The organism is Sphingobium sp. TomMM15, assembly GCF_055397045.1.
Genome location: NZ_AP027314.1, coordinates 1,032,366 through 1,052,901, shown reverse-complemented (window position 1 = coordinate 1,052,901; position 20,536 = coordinate 1,032,366). Strand labels below are relative to the sequence as shown.

The 20,536-nt window shown below is 61.3% G+C and carries 18 protein-coding genes and 1 tRNA gene; 4 read left to right on the top strand and 15 right to left on the bottom strand.

The annotated features are described in order from the left end of the window. Window positions 1-3 precede the first annotated feature (3 nt). The 9 genes from ACZ51H_RS05305 to ACZ51H_RS05265 form a co-directional block, all read right to left on the bottom strand. Entirely contained in the window at window positions 4-465 is a 462-nt protein-coding gene (locus ACZ51H_RS05305; protein ID WP_464802672.1) for a MaoC family dehydratase, read from the bottom strand. Window positions 466-522: 57 nt separating this feature from the next. Further along, entirely contained in the window at window positions 523-1,050 is a 528-nt protein-coding gene (locus ACZ51H_RS05300; protein WP_464802671.1) for a DNA-deoxyinosine glycosylase, read from the bottom strand. A 4-nt stretch (window positions 1,051-1,054) separates the two neighbouring features. After that, window positions 1,055-2,155 (bottom strand): redox-regulated ATPase YchF, encoded by a 1,101-nt coding sequence (gene ychF / locus ACZ51H_RS05295; protein ID WP_464802670.1) that lies wholly within the window; start codon window positions 2,153-2,155, stop codon window positions 1,055-1,057. A 69-nt stretch (window positions 2,156-2,224) separates the two neighbouring features. After that, window positions 2,225-2,929: a DUF2490 domain-containing protein gene (locus ACZ51H_RS05290; protein ID WP_464802669.1), complete on the bottom strand. Its 705-nt coding sequence runs from the start codon at window positions 2,927-2,929 to the stop codon at window positions 2,225-2,227. A gap of 61 nt (window positions 2,930-2,990) precedes the next feature. Further along, window positions 2,991-4,619 carry an alpha-D-glucose phosphate-specific phosphoglucomutase gene (locus ACZ51H_RS05285; protein WP_464802668.1) on the bottom strand — a complete coding sequence of 543 codons (1,629 nt, stop codon included), beginning with the start codon at window positions 4,617-4,619 and terminating at the stop codon, window positions 2,991-2,993. 135 nt (window positions 4,620-4,754) lie between these two features. Then, a complete protein-coding gene (pth, locus tag ACZ51H_RS05280) occupies window positions 4,755-5,324 on the bottom strand; it encodes an aminoacyl-tRNA hydrolase (RefSeq protein ID WP_464802667.1) in 570 nt (189 codons plus the stop codon). A 146-nt stretch (window positions 5,325-5,470) separates the two neighbouring features. After that, window positions 5,471-6,085: a 50S ribosomal protein L25/general stress protein Ctc gene (locus tag ACZ51H_RS05275; RefSeq protein ID WP_464794884.1), complete on the bottom strand. Its 615-nt coding sequence runs from the start codon at window positions 6,083-6,085 to the stop codon at window positions 5,471-5,473. Window positions 6,086-6,196: 111 nt separating this feature from the next. Continuing rightward, entirely contained in the window at window positions 6,197-7,036 is an 840-nt protein-coding gene (locus ACZ51H_RS05270; RefSeq protein ID WP_464802851.1) for a TraB/GumN family protein, read from the bottom strand. A 35-nt stretch (window positions 7,037-7,071) separates the two neighbouring features. Further along, window positions 7,072-7,986, bottom strand: coding sequence for a TraB/GumN family protein (locus ACZ51H_RS05265; RefSeq protein ID WP_464802850.1), 915 nt, complete (start codon window positions 7,984-7,986; stop codon window positions 7,072-7,074). A gap of 163 nt (window positions 7,987-8,149) precedes the next feature. On the opposite strand from ACZ51H_RS05265, the gene ACZ51H_RS05260 reads away from it, so the two are divergent. From ACZ51H_RS05260 to ppdK, 3 genes are all read left to right on the top strand, one after another. Further along, window positions 8,150-9,022 (top strand): glycine--tRNA ligase subunit alpha, encoded by an 873-nt coding sequence (locus ACZ51H_RS05260; RefSeq protein ID WP_460985904.1) that lies wholly within the window; start codon window positions 8,150-8,152, stop codon window positions 9,020-9,022. A 109-nt stretch (window positions 9,023-9,131) separates the two neighbouring features. Continuing rightward, entirely contained in the window at window positions 9,132-11,504 is a 2,373-nt protein-coding gene (gene glyS / locus ACZ51H_RS05255) for a glycine--tRNA ligase subunit beta (RefSeq protein WP_464802666.1), read from the top strand. Between the two features lie 149 nt (window positions 11,505-11,653). Next, a complete protein-coding gene (ppdK, locus tag ACZ51H_RS05250; RefSeq protein WP_464802665.1) occupies window positions 11,654-14,353 on the top strand; it encodes a pyruvate, phosphate dikinase in 2,700 nt (899 codons plus the stop codon). Window positions 14,354-14,398: 45 nt separating this feature from the next. Here ppdK and ACZ51H_RS05245 read toward each other — a convergent pair whose 3' ends face one another. Then, entirely contained in the window at window positions 14,399-14,842 is a 444-nt protein-coding gene (locus ACZ51H_RS05245) for a hypothetical protein (RefSeq protein WP_464802849.1), read from the bottom strand. Between the two features lie 141 nt (window positions 14,843-14,983). Here ACZ51H_RS05245 and ACZ51H_RS05240 point away from each other — a divergent pair. Continuing rightward, a tRNA-Arg gene (locus tag ACZ51H_RS05240) sits at window positions 14,984-15,060 on the top strand. A gap of 140 nt (window positions 15,061-15,200) precedes the next feature. Here ACZ51H_RS05240 and ACZ51H_RS05235 read toward each other — a convergent pair. From ACZ51H_RS05235 to ACZ51H_RS05215, 5 genes are read right to left on the bottom strand one after another with little or no spacing between them, the layout of a single operon-like run. Then, window positions 15,201-16,655 (bottom strand): cobyric acid synthase, encoded by a 1,455-nt coding sequence (locus tag ACZ51H_RS05235; RefSeq protein ID WP_464802664.1) that lies wholly within the window; start codon window positions 16,653-16,655, stop codon window positions 15,201-15,203. Between the two features lie 60 nt (window positions 16,656-16,715). Beyond that, window positions 16,716-16,937: a hypothetical protein gene (locus ACZ51H_RS05230; protein ID WP_449472509.1), complete on the bottom strand. Its 222-nt coding sequence runs from the start codon at window positions 16,935-16,937 to the stop codon at window positions 16,716-16,718. A 25-nt stretch (window positions 16,938-16,962) separates the two neighbouring features. Beyond that, the gene (locus tag ACZ51H_RS05225) at window positions 16,963-18,222 is read right to left on the bottom strand and encodes an N-succinylarginine dihydrolase (protein WP_464802663.1); all 1,260 of its coding nucleotides are present in this window, start codon (window positions 18,220-18,222) and stop codon (window positions 16,963-16,965) included. Beyond that, the gene (locus tag ACZ51H_RS05220; protein WP_464802662.1) at window positions 18,219-19,235 is read right to left on the bottom strand and encodes an arginine N-succinyltransferase; all 1,017 of its coding nucleotides are present in this window, start codon (window positions 19,233-19,235) and stop codon (window positions 18,219-18,221) included. Before ACZ51H_RS05220 ends, ACZ51H_RS05225 begins: the two co-directional genes overlap by 4 nt. Further along, a complete protein-coding gene (locus ACZ51H_RS05215; RefSeq protein ID WP_464802661.1) occupies window positions 19,232-20,455 on the bottom strand; it encodes a hydrolase in 1,224 nt (407 codons plus the stop codon). Before ACZ51H_RS05215 ends, ACZ51H_RS05220 begins: the two co-directional genes overlap by 4 nt. Window positions 20,456-20,536 lie beyond the last annotated feature (81 nt).

Sequence of the window (20,536 nt, the reverse complement as noted above, 5' to 3'; positions counted from 1 at the left end):
CGTTCAGTTCGGACGCGTGCGAAACATCGTGATCGGCATCAGCGTCATGACTGGTTCGTCATGCTGGTTGAAGATCGTCACCTTGCTTTTGATGATGCCCATCTCCGGCCTGCGGCGCGAGGCTTTCTTTTCCACAACCTCTGATGCGCCCCGCAGCGTGTCACCCGGTCTGACCGGCCGCAACCAGCGTAGTTCATCTATGCCCATGGCACCCAGGCTTGCATCCTGATGTCCGCCAGCCTGCATTTTCGCCACGAACATCTTCATGAACAGCGCAGTGGTGTGCCATCCGCTGGCCGACAGGCTGCCAAAATGCGTTTCTGCCGCAGCTTCGTCTGAAAGGTGAAAGGGCTGGGCGTCAAATTCCGCTGCAAAGGCGATGATCTCGTCCCGGCTGACGGTGATTGTACCGAACTCCAGCTTGCTGCCGACTTCCACATCTTCGAAATAGACAATCTCGCTCATGATCCAGCACCTTTCATGTTGCAGACGATCTAGGCGGGCCTTACGTTTACGTCAATGTTAGGATGGCGCGATCCATTGTCGCAGCATCCGCCACAGCTCTGCCTTCTTGTCGCGGGATAGCATGGCGTTAGCGCCACTGCTGGATGGCAGGTCGATCAAGGATAGCCCCGTGTCAGCGCCGATCTGACGGCGGCCATGCACAGACGCCGTCTTGCCGTTGAAGGCAATCGCCCGCAGCGCAGGCAGGCGCGCGATAAAGGCGCCTAAATCCCGAAGTTCCGCGCCACGGATCGCGCTGTCGAGGCTGCCTTCCCGGTCTGCGCTCTCGATCACGTCCCACAAACCAACGCCTCGCCCACGCAAACGCTTCAGCCGCATAGCGTAGGGAAGGGGGCGCAAATCCTCGTCCAGCACATCGCCCATCAGCGACCAGAAAGCGTTGCCGCGGTGGGCATAATATTCGCCCTGCTTGATCGAGGCATCGCCCGGAAGGCTGCCAAGGATCAGCAGCGTCGTGCGTTCATCGACGCTCGGTGGAAAGGCGGCCTTGCGCTGGGCCGGAATCTGGCCGGGCCGCAGCGTCACGGCGTCAGACGTTGAAGCGGAACAGCATGATGTCGCCGTCCTGCGTCACATAATCCTTGCCTTCAGACCGCCACTTGCCTGCTTCCTTGGCTCCGGCCTCGCCATTGAACTGGACATAGTCGGCATAGGCCATGGTTTCGGCGCGGATGAAGCCTTTTTCGAAATCCGTATGGATCGCGCCCGCCGCCTGGGGCGCCTTCGACCCCTTGGTCACGGTCCAGGCGCGTGCTTCCTTCGGACCAACGGTGAAGAAGGTGATGAGTCCGAGCAATTCATAACCCGCGCGGATAATGCGGGCGAGGCCTGCTTCGGTCAGGCCCAGAGCTTCTAGATATTCGGCGCGCTCCTCGACCGGCATGGTGATGAGTTCGGCTTCGATCGCGGCCGATACGATGACCGCCTTTGCCCCCTCGGCCGCAGCCTTCTCGAACACACGAACGGAATGGGCATTGCCCTCCGCCGCCGCTTCTTCTTCGACATTGCAGACATAGAGGACAGGCTTGGCGGTCAGCAACTGGGCCTGCTGGAAGATGCGGGCCTCCTCGTCATCGGCGGGCTGCGTCAGCCGCGCGGGCTTGCCGTCACGCAGCAGGTCCAGCGCCTTGCCCAAGACGGATGCGGCCACCTTAGCTTCCTTGTCGCCCTGCGCCGCCTTTTTGGCGAAGTTTGGCACGCGCTTTTCTAGCGATTCCAGGTCCGCCAGCATCAACTCAGTCTCGACCGTCTCCGCGTCGGCGATGGGGTCGACCTTGCCCTCGACATGGGTGATGTCGCCATCCTCGAAACAGCGCAGCACGTGGACGATAGCGTCCGTCTCGCGGATATTGGCGAGGAACTGGTTGCCCAGCCCTTCGCCCTTGGAAGCGCCGCGCACCAGGCCTGCAATATCGACGAAGGACAGCTGCGTTTCGATGATCTTCGCGCTGCCGCCAATCTTGGCGATGGTCTGAAGCCGGTCGTCGGGCACGGCAACGCGGCCTTCATTGGGCTCGATCGTGCAGAAGGGATAATTCGCCGCCTGCGCCGCCTGCGTTTCAGTCAGCGCATTGAACAGGGTGGACTTGCCCACATTGGGAAGCCCGACGATACCGCAACGAAAACCCATGGAACTGCCTTCACGTCAAAATGATGGCCGGGCCGATAGCCTGTTCCGCGTCCGAAGGCCAGCCTGTGCTCAGCGGCGGAAGAAGAGGGTGATTGATGCGACATGGTTCATGCGCTGGTTCCCGCTCCGCTGGTTGATCAGCTGGTTGAGATAGCCGATCTCGGCCGTAGACTTGCCCATCAGCTTGACCTCCGCGCCGACAAAGCTGCGTAGCTGGTCGAAGCCCGCTCTCTGCCCCCAGTCCGTGCTGTTGAGCGCGGCAAATCCCTCCGCATAGACCAGAGCGTTAATGGCCTGACTGTCGGGCTTCAGCGGCCTTTCATAACGGAGCATCTCCCGCAGCCGCCATCCCATGTCGCTGCCGTCAGAACGCCAGCGTTGCTCCAGCCGCGTGCGGGACGATAGTTCGCCGTCCAAAGGCTTGCCGATCGTCCAGCTGACCTGCTGAAAACTGCGTTCTTCATTAACATCGCGCCCGCCTTGCGACGGCAGGACGATATGCGCATAGCCCTGATAGACGGACAGTTCTGGCGACAGCTTCCATCCCATCGCGCCACGCAGGAGAGCCTGGTCGGCCCGTGAGGCGCCATTGCCGAACCGGGGCTGGATCTCGGCGAAATAGATGAGATCGCCGCTAACCGGCCCCATGGCAGTCAGATTGAGCCAGACCTGCTTATCTTCGGCCGTCGCCGCATGCCCAGCAGCGCCGGTCAGAAGGGTGCAGGCACCTAAAAATGCGCGTAAAGAACGAGCAATAGTGCGGGAACGAAACATGGCGCGTCCCTAGTCTTTCGCTCTTGCCGCCCCATGTCCCTCGGATAAGTTTTTATGTCTGTCAGGTGATCACGCTCGGCCGGCCCATGCTGGTAAATCCAGCGATATCTGCGATTTCTTGCGCGGCCTGGACCAGCGGCGCGAGGGCATCGGCGGTTTCCATGCCAAGGTTGCCGTCATGATCCACATAGCGTTCAATATAGACGCGCAAGGTAGCCCCTTCGGTGCCGGTGCCGGAGAGACGGAACACGATGCGCGATCCATCTTCGAACAGGATGCGGATACCCTGATTGTGGCTGACGGACTGGTCGGTAGGATCAGTATAGGCGAAATCATCTGCGCTCTTCACCGTGCCGCCGCTGTTGGATGTGCCGGGCAGAGTGGACAGCTTGTCCCGCAGCGCCGTCATCAGCGCATCGGCGCGGTCCTTGGCGATGGCTTCATAGTCATGGCGCGCATAATAGTTGCGGCCGTAAGTAGCCCAATGCGCCTGCATGATCTCCGTCACGCTTTGCCTGCGGGCCGCCAGGATGTTGAGCCACAGCAGCACGGCCCAGATGCCATCCTTTTCCCGGACATGGTCCGAACCCGTGCCCGCGCTTTCCTCGCCGCAGATCGTCGCCATGCCCGCGCCCAGCAGATTGCCGAAAAATTTCCATCCGGTTGGCGTCTCGTAAAGCGGTATACCCAGCTTTTCCGCGACACGATCGGCAGCGCCGCTGGTCGGCATGGACCGCGCAATGCCCTTGAGGCCTTTTGCATAGCCCGGTGCGAGATGCGCGTTGGCCGCCAGTACCGCGAGCGAGTCCGATGGCGTCACATAGCAGTTACGGCCGATGATCAGGTTTCGATCTCCATCCCCGTCCGACGCCGCGCCGAAGTCGGGCGTGCTTTCACCCATCATGCGGTCATACAATTCCTTTGCGTGGACGAGGTTCGGGTCGGGGTGGTGATGGCCAAAGTCGGGCAGGGGTGTGCCGTTGCGTACGGTTCCCGATGGCGCGCCCAAACGCCGCTCGAAAATCTCTGTGGCATAAGGGCCGGTGACTGCGCTCATCGCGTCAAAGGAGAGGGTGAAGCCTTCGGCGATCATCTCCCGAATGGCTGAAAAGTCGAACAATTGCTCCATCAGATCGGCATAAGCGGCAACCGGGTCGACCACCTCGACCGTCATTCCGCCAAGCTGGGCCTTGCCGATGGTGTCGATATCGATGTCGTCTGCATCGACTATCCGATAGCTGTCGATCGTGAGCGTGCGGGCGTGAATGGCGTCCGTCACTTTCTCCGGTGCGGGGCCGCCATTGCCCACATTATATTTGATGCCGAAATCCTCGTCCGGGCCTCCGGGATTATGGCTGGCCGACAGAACCAGACCGCCGAACGCGCCTGAGGATCGGATCAGGTGCGATGCCGCAGGGGTCGACAATATGCCGCCTTGCCCAACCAGCACCCGGCCAAAGCCATTTGCCGCCGCCATCTTGAGCACGATCTGGATGACTTCGCGGTTGAGATACCGCCCGTCGCCGCCGACCACCAGAGTCTGTCCTTCAAATCCGGTCAGGCTGTCGAACACCGACTGCACGAAGTTGGCGGCATAATGCGGCTGTTGAAAGACGCGGACCTTTTTGCGCAGGCCGGAAGTGCCCGGCTTCTGGTCACTGAAAGGCTTTGTTGAGACGGTCAGTATCACCTGTATCCCTTTGGGAAGTTTAGCCGGCGTCTTCTATGGCCCGGCAATGCTGCACTGCGCAATCCATTCCCCTGATTTCACCGCACGGACAGGGCGGCGGAACGGACTTTCACTTATTAGCGCATCTTCTGCGGATCAGTCCGCCAGCCTGAGCGCAACCTCATTCATGAAGCGTGCGTCGTCGCCCTTGGCCAGCCATTCGGCTTCCGCGCCGATCGCGCCCAGCATGTCGGCCAGCGCATCCATCTCACTTTTGTGATAATTGCCAAGCACATAGCCATGCACTCGGTCCTTGTGCCCCGGATGCCCAATGCCGATCCGCACGCGCCGGAAGTCCGGCCCGATGTGCGCGTCGGTCGACCGCAGGCCGTTATGCCCGGCGTTGCCACCGCCGCGCTTCACCTTCACCTTCATCGGCGCAAGGTCGAGTTCGTCGTGAAGGACCGTCACGTCCTCCGGCGCCAGCTTGTAGAAACGCATCGCGTCCCCGACTGACCGACCACTTTCGTTCATGAAGGTGGCGGGCTTCAGCAGGATGATCTTCTCAGGTCCGATGCGACCTTCCTGCACCCATCCCTGAAACTGCTTTTTGGGCGGGGAGAAGCGGTGCATGTCGGCGATGACGTCGGCCGCCATGAAGCCGACATTATGCCGGTGCATCGCATATTGGGTGCCCGGATTGCCCAGCCCGACCCAGATCTGCATCCCACGTCTCCAAACAAAGCGAACCCCCGTTCGCCTGAACCTGCCGAAGGACCTCTCTTCTCTTTCAAGGAAAAGCAAAGGGCCTCGACAAGCTCAGCCCGAACGGGGGTGAGCAAACCGGTAATCGGTAAGCCGGGGTGAAAGGCTTATTCGCCTTCCGCCGGAGTTTCGTTGTCGCCCTCGGCGCTCTTCATGGCGGAAGGAGCAACGATGGTCGCGACGGTGAAGTCGTTCTCATCATGCGCAGCCTTCGCGCCCTTGGGCAGCTTCACCGAGCCGATGTGGATTGATTCGCCCACGTCGAGACCCGTCAGGTCAACAACGACGTCGTCGGGGATTTCGGCCGCATCGACGATCAGTTCGATCTCATGCGCGACGATGTTGAGCACGCCGCCCTTCTTCAGGCCGGGCGATGCATCTTCATTGTCGAAGCGAACCGGCACGTTGACGTGGACGGTGGCATGTTCCGAAACGCGCAGGAAGTCGGCGTGCAGCGGGCGATCGCTCACGGGATGGAAGGCGACGTCCTTGGGCAGGGTACGAACCTGCTTGCCGCCAACCTCGACCATGACGACCGAGTTGAAGAAGTGGCCGGTGCCGAGCAGCTTGTTGAGGAGCTTTTCCTCGACGTGGATCGACTGCGGTTCTTCGTTGTTACCATAGATGACGGCGGGTACGCGGCCCTCACGGCGGAGAGCGCGGGAGGCTCCCTTGCCTGCCCGATCGCGTGCCTCTGCCGACAGCGTAAGCTGCTCGCTCATTGCGTGTCTCCAAAAGCTGATATGTCAAAACTTCCCGCAACGCCTCCAGGGATGACCATCACGGGAAGGCGGCCCTGTAGCAGAAAGGCGGGCAAAGGCAAGGGCGCGGCGCTATTGCACCCGCGTCACCTTGTAGCCACGCGCCTCAATCAAGCTGATGAGATTGTGCCGCCCGGTAAGATGCCCCGTGCCCACAGCGATGAAGGGGCGCCCCTTCAACTTCGTGATAGCCGCGCTCCAGTCCCGGTTGCGGGAAACCAACACCGCCTTTTCAACCTCCGGGTCGGGCTGTCCTCCACCCTGATCCTCCCGCGCGATCGCGGCCATATCACCCTTCAGCCAGGCATGAAGAATGCGCTCATACAGCGCCTTCATCCCCTTGGCTTCCGTCACAGTCTGAATCAGAAGCTGCCGCTGCGAGGTTTCGGGCAAGGTGTCAAAAGCGCCGAACTGCCGCGCCACGGTCTCCAGTCCCCCAATCGGCTTGCCCGCTTCCCGGAACGCGGCGATCAGCACCGGCTCGACACCCGCGCTGGCGTTTAGGTGCAGCGATTGCTGCGCTGCCGCCGAAAGCAGCATTGCGGCTGCCCAGCTTTCATATCCGGACAGAAGCTGCATATTAGCGCCTCCCTCGCCAGCAATCCGCCGAAGCTCATCGCGCTTGTCCGCAGGCACACGGGCTTCGAGCGTGGGGAGGTCGGGGCTGCGACCCATCTTCTCGAACAGCGCCCTCGTTCGCGTCTGGTCCTGAATTTCTGCGGATTCGAGCACCAGCTGGTCCGAAGCGTCCATCGCCTGCTCAATCTTGCCGGTTCGCCAGCCGACCCCCTTGGGCAGCACATGAATGGTCCCGAACAGCCATCCATCGACCCCATGCCCCTGCGCTCGCCACAGGGCAGGCCCGCCGCCCTCCGGAGGAGAAACCGGCTCCGGCCCGCACGCCGCGATCATCAGCAGCGCGCACAGACCCAGCCATCGCAGCAAGTTCACTCGGCGACCCTGGCCGATGCGACGTTCATTCCCTTCAACTGCTCTTGTACGCTACCCTTGCCCGCCAGATGCCCGGCACCGACCGCGATGAAAACCGTTCCGGGTCGCGCCAGCCGTTCCTTGATCCATTTGGCCCAATTCATGTTCCGCTGAATGAGCAGCACCTGAGCCAGTTCCGGCGTCGCTTCGAGCGATTCGTTCATTTCGGCGGCCAGCTTGTCCGGATCGCCCTCCTGCCAATGCGCGATCAGGCTGGAGAACTCCTTGTCCATGTCTGGCAGGCCATCAACGGTCGCGTTAAGGAACTTCACCTGACTGTCCATCGGCAGCCCGGCAAAATAGCCCAGTTGCTGTTCCACCGTCTCTAGAGCGCCTATCTTCTTGCCCGCAGCCTTCGCCGCTGCCGTCAGCGTCTTCTCCGCGCCAAGGTCCGCTTGATAGCCAAGCTTTTCGAGCGGCTTCACCGCCAGCGCCATGCCAGCCATCCAGGGATTGAACGGCTCGAACATTTGCCAGGGCAAGCCGTTCGCCCCCATCGCCGCCTGATATTTGCCCCGCATGTCGGCATCCAGACGATCCGACAGCTTCACCCCATCACGCGCTAGGCCCGTATGCGCCATGGAAGCAGCCATCGCCTGAGGATTTTCCGGCTCTACAATTTCCAGCACCAGTTCGTCGGACGCATCGAATGCCTGCCTGATGCCGCCTCTGAACCATTCGGTCCCAGGTTTCAGCACATGGACCGTGCCGAACAGGTAGATGGTCGTATCCTCATCCTTCACCTGCCACAGGGCGGGCGTCACGTAGGCGGTCTTTGCCGCTGGCGGCCGAGCGGCGACCTGCTGTTCCTGAGTGCAGCCGCTTAGCAGCAGCAAGCCTGCAACCATCAAGCGCGAAAGCGACCATTTCATAACGGCTATCGATCCATTGCGAAGAGTTTCGCCATATCCATGCGGGGCAGGCGGCGTTTGGGCAAGCGGATTAACCGCCTTCAAGCCCGCTTTTCCTTGACCCAAAAGCCCTCCTGCGCCAAGGCGCGCGCGATCAAACCGTCATTTTCGCAAGGGACCGTCCGTGGCGACAGGAAAGCCGCTCTCCTTTCAGGACCTCATCCTGACCCTGCACGCCTATTGGGGAAAGCAGGGCTGCGTCATCCTGCAACCCTATGACATGGAAGTGGGCGCGGGCACCTTTCACCCCGCCACCACCTTGCGCAGCCTTGGCCCGGACGCCTGGAATGCCGCCTATGTGCAGCCCAGCCGCCGCCCGACCGACGGTCGCTATGGCGAAAACCCCAATCGCCTCCAGCATTATTACCAATATCAGGTGATCATGAAGCCGTCCCCGGCGAACCTTCAGGAACTGTATCTGGGGTCGCTGGTCGAGATCGGTATCGATCCGCTGATCCACGACATTCGCTTCGTTGAGGATGACTGGGAAAGCCCGACGCTCGGCGCCTGGGGCCTTGGCTGGGAAGTCTGGTGCGACGGCATGGAAGTCACCCAGTTCACCTATTTTCAGCAGATGGGCGGCTTCGACTGCAAACCCGTCGCGGGCGAGCTAACCTACGGCCTCGAACGCCTCGCCATGTATATTCAGGGCGTGGACAGCGTGTATGACCTGAAGTTCAACGACGCAGGCGTCACCTATGGCGACGTCTTCCTCGCCAATGAGCAGCAGATGTCGAAGTGGAATTTTGAGATCGCCGACACCGAAAAGCTGTTCCGCTGGTTCAAGGACGCCGAGGCCGAATGCAAAGCTTCGCTGGCAGCAGGCGTCCCGCTCGCCGCCTATGACCAGGCGATCAAAGCAAGCCATGTCTTCAACCTCCTCCAGGCGCGCGGCGTCATCTCCGTTCAGGAACGCGCCAGCTACATCGGCCGCGTCCGCGACCTCGCCAAAGGCTCATGCGAAAAGTGGATGGAAGTAAACGGGTGGGCCGCGTGATGCAGATGTTCAATTCCGTCATCCTAGCGAACGCTGGGATCTCATGCCCCACGCGCTCGATCATCCGGCATGAGGCCCCAGCCTCCGCTGGGGCTGCGGAGAAAATCGCATGACCGATTTTCTCCTTGAACTCCGCTGCGAAGAAATCCCGGCACGGATGCAGCTCAAGGCATCCGAAGACCTAGCGCGGCTCTTCACCGAGGAACTGGCCAAAGCTGGCCTGAAGCCCGAGAGCCTCGACAGCTTCGTCACGCCTCGCCGTCTGGCCCTGATCGCCCGCAACCTGCCGCTGCAAACCGCCGCCGTCAGCGAGGAATTCAAAGGCCCTCGCACCAGCGCGCCAGCGCAGGCGCTTGAAGGCTTCCTCCGCAAAACCGGCCTGACTCAAGACCAGCTCGAAGACCGCGATGGCGTCTGGTTCGCTACCGTCAACAAGCCCGGCCGAGCCACCGCTGAGGTGCTGGCGCAAGCCGTCCCCGCTGTCGTCCGCGCGTTCCCCTGGCCCAAGTCCATGCGCTGGGGCACAGCCTCGCAGACAACCGAAAGCCTCCGCTGGGTCCGCCCGTTGCAGGGCATCGTCGCGATCCTCGGCGAAGACCTTGTCGATATCGAGATCGAAGGCACGCGCAGCGGCTACGCCACGCTCGGCCACCGCTTCCACCACTCCGGCGAAATCACCATCGGCGGCGCGCACGACTATGTCGAAAAGCTGCGCGCCTGCCATGTGATCGTCAGCCATCAGGAACGCCAGTCGATCATCGAGGCAAAGGCGAACGAAGCCGCCGCCGCGAAGGGCTACACCGTGATCGAGGACAAGGGCCTCATCGCGGAGAATGCTGGCCTGACCGAATGGCCGGTGCCCTTGCTCGGCGATTTCGACCCAGCCTTCCTTGAGGTGCCACCTGAAGTAATCCAGCTAACCCTACGGATAAATCAGAAATATTTCGTGCTGCGTGACGGCGCGGGCAAGCTTGCGCCCGCCTTCATCTGCACCGCCAATATAGAGGCAAAGGACGGCGGCGAAGCCATCATCGCAGGCAACCGCAAGGTCCTCGCCGCGCGCCTCTCCGACGCCCGCTTCTTCTGGGAACAGGACCGCAAGACCAAACTGGAAGACCACGCCAAGAAGCTCGAACGCATCACCTTCCACGAAAAGCTAGGCACCGTCGCGGACAAGGTCGACCGCGTAGCCAAGCTAGCCCGCTGGCTGGTAGAACAAGGCATCGTCACTTCTTCCCCCCTCCCGCAAGCGGGAGGGGCCGGGGGTGGGCAAGCCCCAACGACAGAACAACTCGCAGACCTAGCCGAACAAGCCGCCCGTCTCGCCAAAGCCGACCTAGTCACCGAAATGGTCGGAGAGTTCCCCGAACTCCAAGGCATCATGGGCGGCTATTACGCCCGCGCCGAAGGTTTGCCCGATGCGGTGGCTGATGCCGTTCGCGATCATTATAAGCCGGTCGGGCAGGGGGATGACGTGCCGACTGCACCGGCAACGGTAGCGGTCTCGTTAGCGGATAAGTTGGACAGCCTGTTTGCCTTCTTCAGCATCGAAGAAGTACCGACAGGTTCACGTGATCCGTTTGCCCTTCGTCGGCAGGCATTAGGCACGCTGGCGATAATCTTCGAAAACGAGCTGAGGATACCTCTGTCGCAAACTTTTGAGGCCCTTGGTGTCATCTTTCACGAACAATTTGTTCAGGCGATGGCAGAGGATGTCCCGGGTCTTACAGTCGCGTTGGATTCTTACCTGTATTCGGGCTTCAAAAAGGATCGAAATTCTTTTGAGGCGTTGGACAGAATATATCAGGAGGCAAAGGAGACATATCTTTCTTCCCTTCCTGAAATGCCCGTAAATTCTGAAGACGCCGAGAATCGCTTCAATCAGGAACGGCGGCTAGGCTCGATGTTCCGGAATTATGCCGGATGGCACAGATGGTTCGTCGACTGGGAGGATGTGTTATCGGTCATTCCTCCCTCTGTTTCGTTCGCCGCCGACCGCCTCAAGGTCCAGCAAAAGGAAGCAGGCGTCCGCCACGACCTGATTGACGCCGTATTCGCCCTCGGTGGAGAGGATGACCTCGTCCGCCTGCTCGCCCGCGTGAAGGCCCTCCAGTCCTTCATCGCTACAGATGACGGGACCAACCTCCTCGCCGGATACAAGCGCGCCGCAAACATCCTGAAGAAGGAAGGCGTCGAAACCGCCGAGAAGGTCGAACTGACCTACACCCCCGAACCAGCCGAAGCCGATCTCATCACCGCCCTCGACACCGCCGAACCACGCGCCACAGCAGCTGTCACGGCGGAGGACTTCGAAGGCGCGATGGCCGCACTCGCAACATTGCGCGCGCCGATCGACGCCTTCTTCGACAAGGTCACCGTGAACGACGCTGATCCGGCCAAGCGGTCGGCTCGCCTCGCGCTGCTGGCGCGGGTGCGGGACGCCGTGCATGCGGTCGCCGACTTCTCGAAAATTGCAGGATAGTTCGGAAAAGTCCGACGCTTCACGGCGATAGAGGATAGAGAAGAACAAAGGATCATCGTAAAAGCGGGTGCGTTCATCGCCCCGCCTGTTGTAGGAAAGTTGCTGCAACGCACAAATACACGGCAATCAGTGCAGGGAGAGCCGGGACTATGTTGACAATGGAAGAGGCCAGCATGAGCACGACCGCGACGCGTTATGTCTATCGTTTCGGCGGCGGCGTCGATGATGGTGGCAAGGGTGACAAGAACCTCCTTGGTGGCAAGGGCGCCAATCTGGACGGCATGGCCGCCATTGGTCTGCCTGTGCCGCCGGGTTTCACCATCACCACCGAGATGTGCACCCGCTATTATGAAGATGGCGGCGTATTCCCGGATAGCCTGAAGGCGGAAGTCGCGAACGGCATCGCCCATATCGAGGGTGTGACGGGCAAGAAGTTCGGCGACGCGGCCGACCCGCTGCTCGTCTCCGTCCGCTCCGGGGCGCGCATTTCCATGCCGGGCATGATGGACACGGTCCTCAACCTTGGCCTCAATGACGAAACCGTTGTCGGCCTCGCCACCGCGAGCGGCGACGAGCGTTTCGCTTGGGACAGCTATCGCCGTTTCATCCAGATGTATTCCGACGTGGTGCTCGAACTCGATCACGGTGCGTTCGAGGAAGCCCTCGAAATCGCCAAGGAAGATCAGGGCTATACGCTCGATACGCAGATGACCGCCGACGACTGGAAGGCGCTCGTTGCCGAGTATAAAGCCCTCGTTTCAAAGCTCTGGAACAAGCCTTTCCCGCAGGACGTAAACGACCAGCTGTGGGGCGCAATCAGCGCCGTGTTCGGCAGCTGGCAGGCCGACCGCGCCAAGGTTTATCGCCGCCTGAACTCGATCCCGCACGATTGGGGCACCGCCGTCAACGTGCAGGCGATGGTGTTCGGCAATATGGGCGACACCTCGGCCACCGGCGTCGCCTTCACCCGCGACCCCGCAACCGGCGAGAACGCCTATTATGGCGAATACCTCATCAACGCCCAGGGCGAGGACGTGGTAGCGGGCATCCGCACGCCACAGTATCTGACTAAGCAGGCACGCGAGCGGGCAGGGGCCAAGCCGCTGTCGATGGAAGAGGCGATGCCGGAAACCTATGCCGAACTGGCGCGGGTGTTCCAGATCCTCGAAACCCATTATCGCGACATGCAGGACATCGAGTTCACGGTGCAGCAGGGCAAGCTCTGGATGCTCCAGACCCGCTCGGGCAAGCGCACCGCCAAGGCCGCGCTCAAGATCGCCGTCGATATGGCGACCGAGGGCCTGATCACCGAGCAGGAAGCCGTCGCCCGCGTCGATCCCGCCGCGCTCGACCAGCTTCTCCACCCGACGCTAGACCCCAAGGCGCCCCGCGATGTGCTGACCAAGGGCCTGCCTGCCTCGCCGGGCGCAGCCTCGGGCGCGATCGTGTTCGATGCCGACACCGCCGAGCGCCGCAATGAGCTGGGCGATTCCGTCATCCTCGTCCGCGTCGAAACCAGCCCGGAAGACATTCACGGCATGCACGCGGCCAAGGGCATCCTGACCGCGCGCGGCGGCATGACGTCACATGCTGCCGTGGTCGCGCGCGGCATGGGCCGTCCCTGCGTGTCCGGCGCGGGCAGCCTGTCGATCGACAATGCGGCCAAGACTCTGCGCATCGAAGGCCGCACCCTCAAGGAAGGCGACATCCTCACCATCGACGGCTCGACTGGCGAGGTGATGGCGGGCGAAGTCCCGACCGTGCAGCCCGAACTGGCGGGCGATTTCGGCGTCCTGATGGCCTGGGCCGACAAGGTCCGCCGCTTGCGTGTCCGCGCCAACGCCGAAACCCCGCAGGACTGCCAGGTCGCGCGTGAGTTCGGCGCGGAGGGCGTCGGCCTCTGCCGTACCGAACATATGTTCTTCGACGCCGCCCGTATCACCGCCGTCCGCGAGATGATCCTCGCCGACAGCGAAAAGGGTCGCCGCGTCGCCCTCGACAAGCTGCTCCCCGAGCAGCGCGACGACTTCGCGCAAATCTTCATGGTCATGGCGGGTCTGCCCGTCACCATCCGCCTGCTCGACCCGCCGCTCCACGAATTCCTGCCGCATGGCGAAGCAGAGTTCGAGGAAGTGGCCAAGGCCGCAGGCGTGGGTGTGGATGCGCTCAAGCGCCGCGCCGCCGAACTGCATGAGTTCAACCCGATGCTCGGTCATCGTGGTTGCCGTCTGGGCGTCACTTACCCCGAAATCTACGAGATGCAGGCCCGCGCCATCTTCGAGGCGGCGCTGCTCGTCAAGCAGCGCAGCGGCGAGGCGCCCATCCCGGAAATCATGATCCCGCTCGTCGCCACCAAAAAGGAGCTGGAGCTGATGAAGGCGATCGTCGATCGCGTCGCCAGCGAAGTGTTCGCGGAGCAGGGCGCATCGGTGGAGTATCTCGTCGGCACCATGATCGAACTGCCGCGCGCGGCGCTCAAGGCAGGCGAGATTGCCGAGGTGGGCGAATTCTTCTCCTTCGGCACCAACGACCTCACCCAAACCACCATCGGCATCAGCCGCGATGATGCGGGCCGGTTCCTGACCCAATATGTGGACAAGGGCATCTTCGCCCGCGACCCGTTCGTCAGCATCGATGTGGAGGGCGTGGGCCAACTCATCGAACTGGCCGCCGAACGCGGTCGCGCGACCCGTCCGGGGATCAAACTCGGCATCTGCGGCGAACATGGCGGCGATCCGGCCTCCATTGCCTTCTGCGAGGCTACCGGTCTCGATTATGTCTCGGCCTCGCCCTACCGCGTACCGATTGCCCGCTTGGCCGCCGCTCAGGCCGCATTGGCAAAGAAGTAAGGCTCCAGCCCCTCCCGCAACCGTCGGAGGGGCACCCGGACCTTGTTACGCCTCCAGGTAGCGCCGCTCATGCTCGCGCACCTTGCCCGCTTCGAGCAGCCGCGCCTGCAGGCGCCATTCCTCGCGCTCGATGGTCCCCGGCTCTCGCCCCAGCCTTGATTCCAGCGCAGCCTGCTCCTCACGATCAATCGATCCGAGTTGCGCATAGCTGTGATAGCCTGCAGCCTTTAACTCAACAGCTTCATTCGCCGAAATTCCCCTGATCCGCGTCAGGTCATTTCGTTCGCCGGAAATATCTCCAGCCTCCGCTCTACGGTCAGAAGCAGCGGGGAGCCGCGCATCACGCTCCTTAATCGTTTCATGATGAGCCAACCTCTCATCACGCCACAGCCGCTTATATTTTCCCCGACCGCTGATCATCAGGCCGATCACCAATCCAATAACCAGCGCGATCACGAGCAGCGAAATCTCGTTTAAAGTGAAAGCCATGCTTCGCCTCCTTGCCCCTGTTCGCAACGAGCCAGCGCTGCAAAAAGTTGCGCTGGCGAAACCGCTGAGCGGACGCCGTAAAAAAACTGAAAAAAGGGGGTTGCCCAATCTCCCGCCCCCCTCTATCTGCCGCTCCACAACGCGCCCGTAGCTCAGCTGGATAGAGCATCAGACTACGAATCTGAGGGTCGGACGTTCGAATCGTTCCGGGCGCACCATTTTCTTTTCACGGAAAATCAGTGACTTATAAGGCGTCCCTGTGGGAGTGCTTTAGCTGTTCCTGTTTGCGTGACTTCAGGTCACGTAAGGGCTTTGCGAGCCCGCATATCCATCGCTAATTAAGCGCGATCGCGATCCTTCAGCCGCAGGTGGCGATCTTGATCATCGCATCGATATCAACATGTCGCTCCAATTGTTCTGCAATGTCATCCAGCGCCCGATCGACCGATGCGGAATAATCCACGCCTTCAGAATGAACGCCGATCGAGGCCATTAATCCGGCGCGAGCGCCTGTGCTGGCAAACAGGCCATGGACATAGGTGCCGGACACAAGGCCATCCACGCTGATCGCCCCATCGACCCGCCCATCGTCCAATCGAGCGAAGGGACGCGCGCAGTCCGGCCCTTCGGTAGAGCCGAGATGCATTTCATACCCCTGGAAACTCTGCTCCCAGGCCGTGCCCACCACTCTTTCCAGCGACTTAGTGCCCGTCAGCCGCGTTTCGATGTCGAGCAGGCCCAGTCCCTCGATGCTTCCGGGTTCGCCCTCAATTCCATCCGGATCAGAGATGCTCTTCCCAAGCATCTGATAACCACCGCAAATTCCCAATATAGGCTTGCCCTGACGATGATGTGAAAGGATGTCGATGTCCCAACCTTCGGCTCGCATTGCGCGCAGGTCGGCGATCGTCGCCTTGGATCCCGGCAGGATGATCAGGCTGGCTTCGGCGGGAATGGGCTGGCCGGGCGGCACCATCACAAGTGTCACCTCTGGTTCCAGCTTGAATGGGTCCAGATCGTCGAAATTCGCGATGCGGGGCAGGATAGGGCAGGCGATGACGATGCGCTTGCCACCCCCGCCGCTCGGCCGTTCCAGCACGACCGCATCCTCGCTGGGCAACCGTGCGGTAGCGGTAAGCCATGGCACCACGCCAAATCCCCGCCAGCCCGATAATTGCTCGATCTGTCGATAACCGTCTTCGAACAAGGCCGGGTCGCCCCGGAACTTGTTGATCAGGAACCCCCGTATCATCGCCGCGTCCGCCGGATCGATGACAGCTTTCGTGCCTGCGATCGCCGCGATCACGCCGCCCCGGTCTATGTCGCCGACCAGTATGACCGGCACGTTGGCGGCGCGCGCGAACCCCATGTTCGCGATGTCCCCGTCCCGCAGGTTGATTTCCGCTGGAGAGCCAGCCCCCTCGACCACGACGATATCGCATTGCTGCTGTAGTCGGTCGTAGCTTGCCAACACCGCGTCCAATAGTTCGGCACGAGCCGTCCGGAAGTTGCCGGCGTTCAGCGCGCCGCGAACCTTCCCATGGACCACCAACTGCGATGTACGATCCGCCTGCGGCTTCAGCAGTACGGGGTTCATGTCGCTGTGTGGCTCTACGCCAGCGGCCAGCGCCTGCAGAGCCTGCGCCCTACCAATCTCTCCGCCATCGATGGTGACGGCTGCGTTGTTCGACATATTCTGCGGCTTGAATGGGCGCACACTGTAGCCCCGACGCACCAGCGCCCGGCACAACCCTGCAACGAGCACCGACTTTCCAACGTCGGATCCTGTTCCCTGAAGCATAATCGCGGCCATGATGCCGCTCCTGCATGGCTGTCCGTTGCCGGTCAACCGCCGCTTTGCGGACGGCAATATTCAGAAGATCAGGCGCCGCCGCATCTCAACGGCATCGATGATCATCCCGCCTGCCATGAACACCGATCCGGTGCATGCCAAGGCGAGCAATTGTCCGCCGAAACCGGGATATTGCTGGAGATAGACGATGCCGCGCTCGGTGGCGCCCAGCGCGAGCGCATAGATGACCAGGAACGCCTCGAACTTTGTCTTGATCGTGAAGAGGCGCTTGATCCGTTCCATCGTCCCACTCGAGCTGTGACTTGCTCTAGGGAATTAAGTCGCCCGAAAGCTGCAAATGGTCAACAAGCATTAACCACGATTGTTCGATCTGGGCGATCAGTCGGGTGTCGGCCAGATCGGCAGGCACGATCCGCTCAGGCCAATAGCGCTCGATTATACTGGCGATCTCATCCAGCTTCGTCTCGTTCACCAAGAACCGGGGATCGACATTGCCAGGATCAGCCACGACTCTCAGCCTCAGACAGGCCGGGCCACCGCCATTCGCCATGGATTGCCGCACATTCACGGTGATCAACTCGCGAATGGGGCCATTGCCCGCGACCAGATTTTCCAGCCAGTTCCAGACACTCGCAACCCCCTTGGCCTCGGCAGGCAGGATCAGCGCCATGCCGCCATCCGGCAGCGTCACCAGTTGCGCGTTGAACAGATAGCTTTGGATGGCATCGGCCAGGCTGACATCCGCCGCTGGCACCTCGATGATCTGGACGGCGGGCAACATGGCGCGCAGTTGTTCGTAGAAGCGCGCCTTGTCGGCGAAGGCCTGCTCATGGGCGAAAAGCACGGTCTCGTTGGCGACGGCCACGACGTCATTGTGGAAGGCGCCAGCCGCTATGGCCTCTTCGGACTGCATGACGAACAAAGTGCGTGCCGGATCAAGGCCATGGAGCCGCGCTATGGCTTTGCTGGCCTCCACATGCTGACGGGCGGGATAGGGGCCGCCGGATTGGCCATAGACGAATATCTCGACTCCCCGATCCGCATGGCTGTCACACAGGCGCATGTGATTGGCCGCGCCTTCATCGCCATAGGGCGCGGGGATAGGGGGATGAATCGCAAAGGCATCCTTGTCGGAAAAAGCGACCTGTAACTGGGCCAGTGTCTGCTGCCACTCATGGCTTCGATGCGGCATGGTGACGAGGTTGGCGATCGTCAGGTGCGTGCGTCCGTCGGCCGTATCGGGGCCGGGCGACACGGTCGCCGCGTTCGCCGCCCACATGGAGGACGCGGACATCGCGGCCGCCCGTATATGGGGCTCAGCTTCGCTGATATTTGTGCCCAAGGCGCTTAGCCATCGCCCGTCCGGTCGCCACTGGGGCAGGAATATACCCTGTACCAGTCCCAGGCGCAGGTTCGCGCGCATCTTCTCGATGCCTTCCAGCGCTGCGGCCCGGGGATATGACGTCGTTCCGGCGTTTCCTGCCGATGCCAGGTTTCCCAGGCTAAGCCCTGCATAATTGTGGCTCGGTCCGATCAAGCCGTCGAAGTTGATTTCCCTGACCGTCATGCGCGGGACACCATCATGAACTGCTGCCCGGGTTCCAGTCCCAGCCGTTCGGCGCTTTGCCGATCAAGCGACAGGTTATCGCCGTCTTCCTTGACCATTGCATATGTGCAACGAAAATCCGCGCGTTCTCCGGTGGCCACCAGCTGTCTTTCTCCTCCACCGTCATGAACGGCGGACAGGATCACATCCTGCGCATGGGATATGGTTTGCAGTGCGTCTATCTGTCCCACCATCGTCGGGCCGCCGTCGAATATGTCGATATATCCCGGGTTCGTAAAACCCTCCGTTTCCAGCATCCGCATCGCCGCTCGGCCATTGGGATGAGGCAGGCCGATCACCGCCTTTGCACTGTCGTTCAGCATGGCGGTGTAGATAGGTGTCTTGGGCATCAGGTCCGCGATGAACTGATTGCCATGGATCGCATTGAATTCATCCGCTTCCTGAAAGGTCATGCCGAAGAAGCGCCCCGCGAGCCCATCCCAGAAAGGCGAGCCTCCTGCCTCATCGATCACGCCGCGCAGCTCGGCTATCACCCGGTCTCCGAAGCGTTCGCGATGACTGCGGATATAGAGATAACGGCTGCGGGCGAGCAGCAGGCCCAGGCCCTCAGCACGCTCTCGTGGATGCAGAAAGAGGCCGCCGACCTCCGTCGAGCCTTCCAGATCAGTGACGAGCGACAGCATCTCCGCCCGGAATGTGCGGGACAATTCCCGGCTATGCTGGGTCAGGACGCCCAGGCGATAGGAATAGAAGGGCCAGCTTTGCCCTACCTTGCTGAAAATCTGACAAGTACCACGAACTTGTCCCATGGTGCAGTTTTCTAGCACCATCAGAATAAGCTCATCCTCCACCCCTCCACTCTCCCGAGCGAGCGCCGTCTCGGTCCGGATCAGCTTCTGCTCCAGCGCCTTCCGGTCAGCAGGCAGGTTGGTAAATCCGCCTCCCGTTATTTTCGCTAATTCATACAGGGTTTGCAGATCATCCGCCCGCGCAGTCCGCATGACAAAGCTCAAACCATCTTCTCCTGTGGAAATTTGCCCTCCGCAATCCGCAATAAGGTCAGCGCGGAAAGTTGCGCGCGTTCGGCAAGGCTTTCGACGATCAAATATTCCTCGTCGCTATGAATGGCCCCGCCCCGAACGCCCATCGTGTCCACCACAGGCACTCCGCACGCCGCAATGTTGTTGCCATCACAAACGCCTCCTGTGTCCCGCCAATTCACGGTCAAGCCCAACTCGGCGCCACATTTCTTGACCAACTGGAAGAGGGCAGCGGCTTTTTCGTCGAGAGGTTTAGGCGGACGGCCGAAGCCTCCGTGAACTTTCAAGCTCACATCATGATCGCGAGCAACGTCGCGTATGGAATTACTGATGAGCCGCTTTGCGCTCTCCTCAGCCTCCGCAGTCCGAGGCCGGAAGTTCACTCGCAGGATCGCACGGTCGGGCACGACATTGTTGGGAGAGCCTCCATCTATCCGCGCGGGATTGCACGTAAAGCCAGCGCAACTCCCCGCTTTAAGTTTGAGGGCGAGGTCGGCCGCCGCGAGCAGAGCGTTGCGGCCCTCTTCCGGATTGCGCCCGGCATGGGCGCTCCGGCCACTGACGATGAAGGAGAAATTCCCGCTACCCGGCCGCGCTCCCGCAAGCGTGCCATCGGGAAGCGCCGGCTCATAGGTCAGCGCCGCAACTTTCCCCTTCGCGGCCATCATGAGAAGGTCTGCCGAAGAAGGACTGCCGACTTCCTCGTCGCTGTTTATGACGACGTCATAACCGATCCGGGTGGCGGCCGATGCCCCCTCGAACGCTCCGAGTGCCGATAGCATGACGGCTAGCCCGCCTTTCATATCGGCTACGCCGGGACCGTTCAGACTACCGGGATCGGTCCATCGAAGCGATTGGAATCCATGATCCGCCGGAAAGACCGTGTCCATATGTCCAGTCAGGAGGAGCCTGATCGCAGCGTCGGGACGCACGGAAAGCAGCAGATGCTGTCCATGTTCGACCAGTTGAACGCGCCCTTCGGAATCAACGGCATCGACTTTCGCACCTTCGATCAGGCGAATATCGCCGGGTAGCGTGGAGAATGCATCTGCCAGCATCGAAGCAGTCATCGCCAAACCGGGGAGGTTCCGCGATCCGCTATTAATAGCCGCCCATTTCTGCACCTGATCCAGCATCGGGGCGGCTGCGGCGCGATCCAGTAGTTCGCGGTCTGACGACGAAAGGCCGTTCATGCGCTGGAGCTTACCAGACTAGGTTGATCGCCTCCAGCCTTGCGATTCCGCTATTTATCCCCGGTCGCGCTAGTGAGCCGA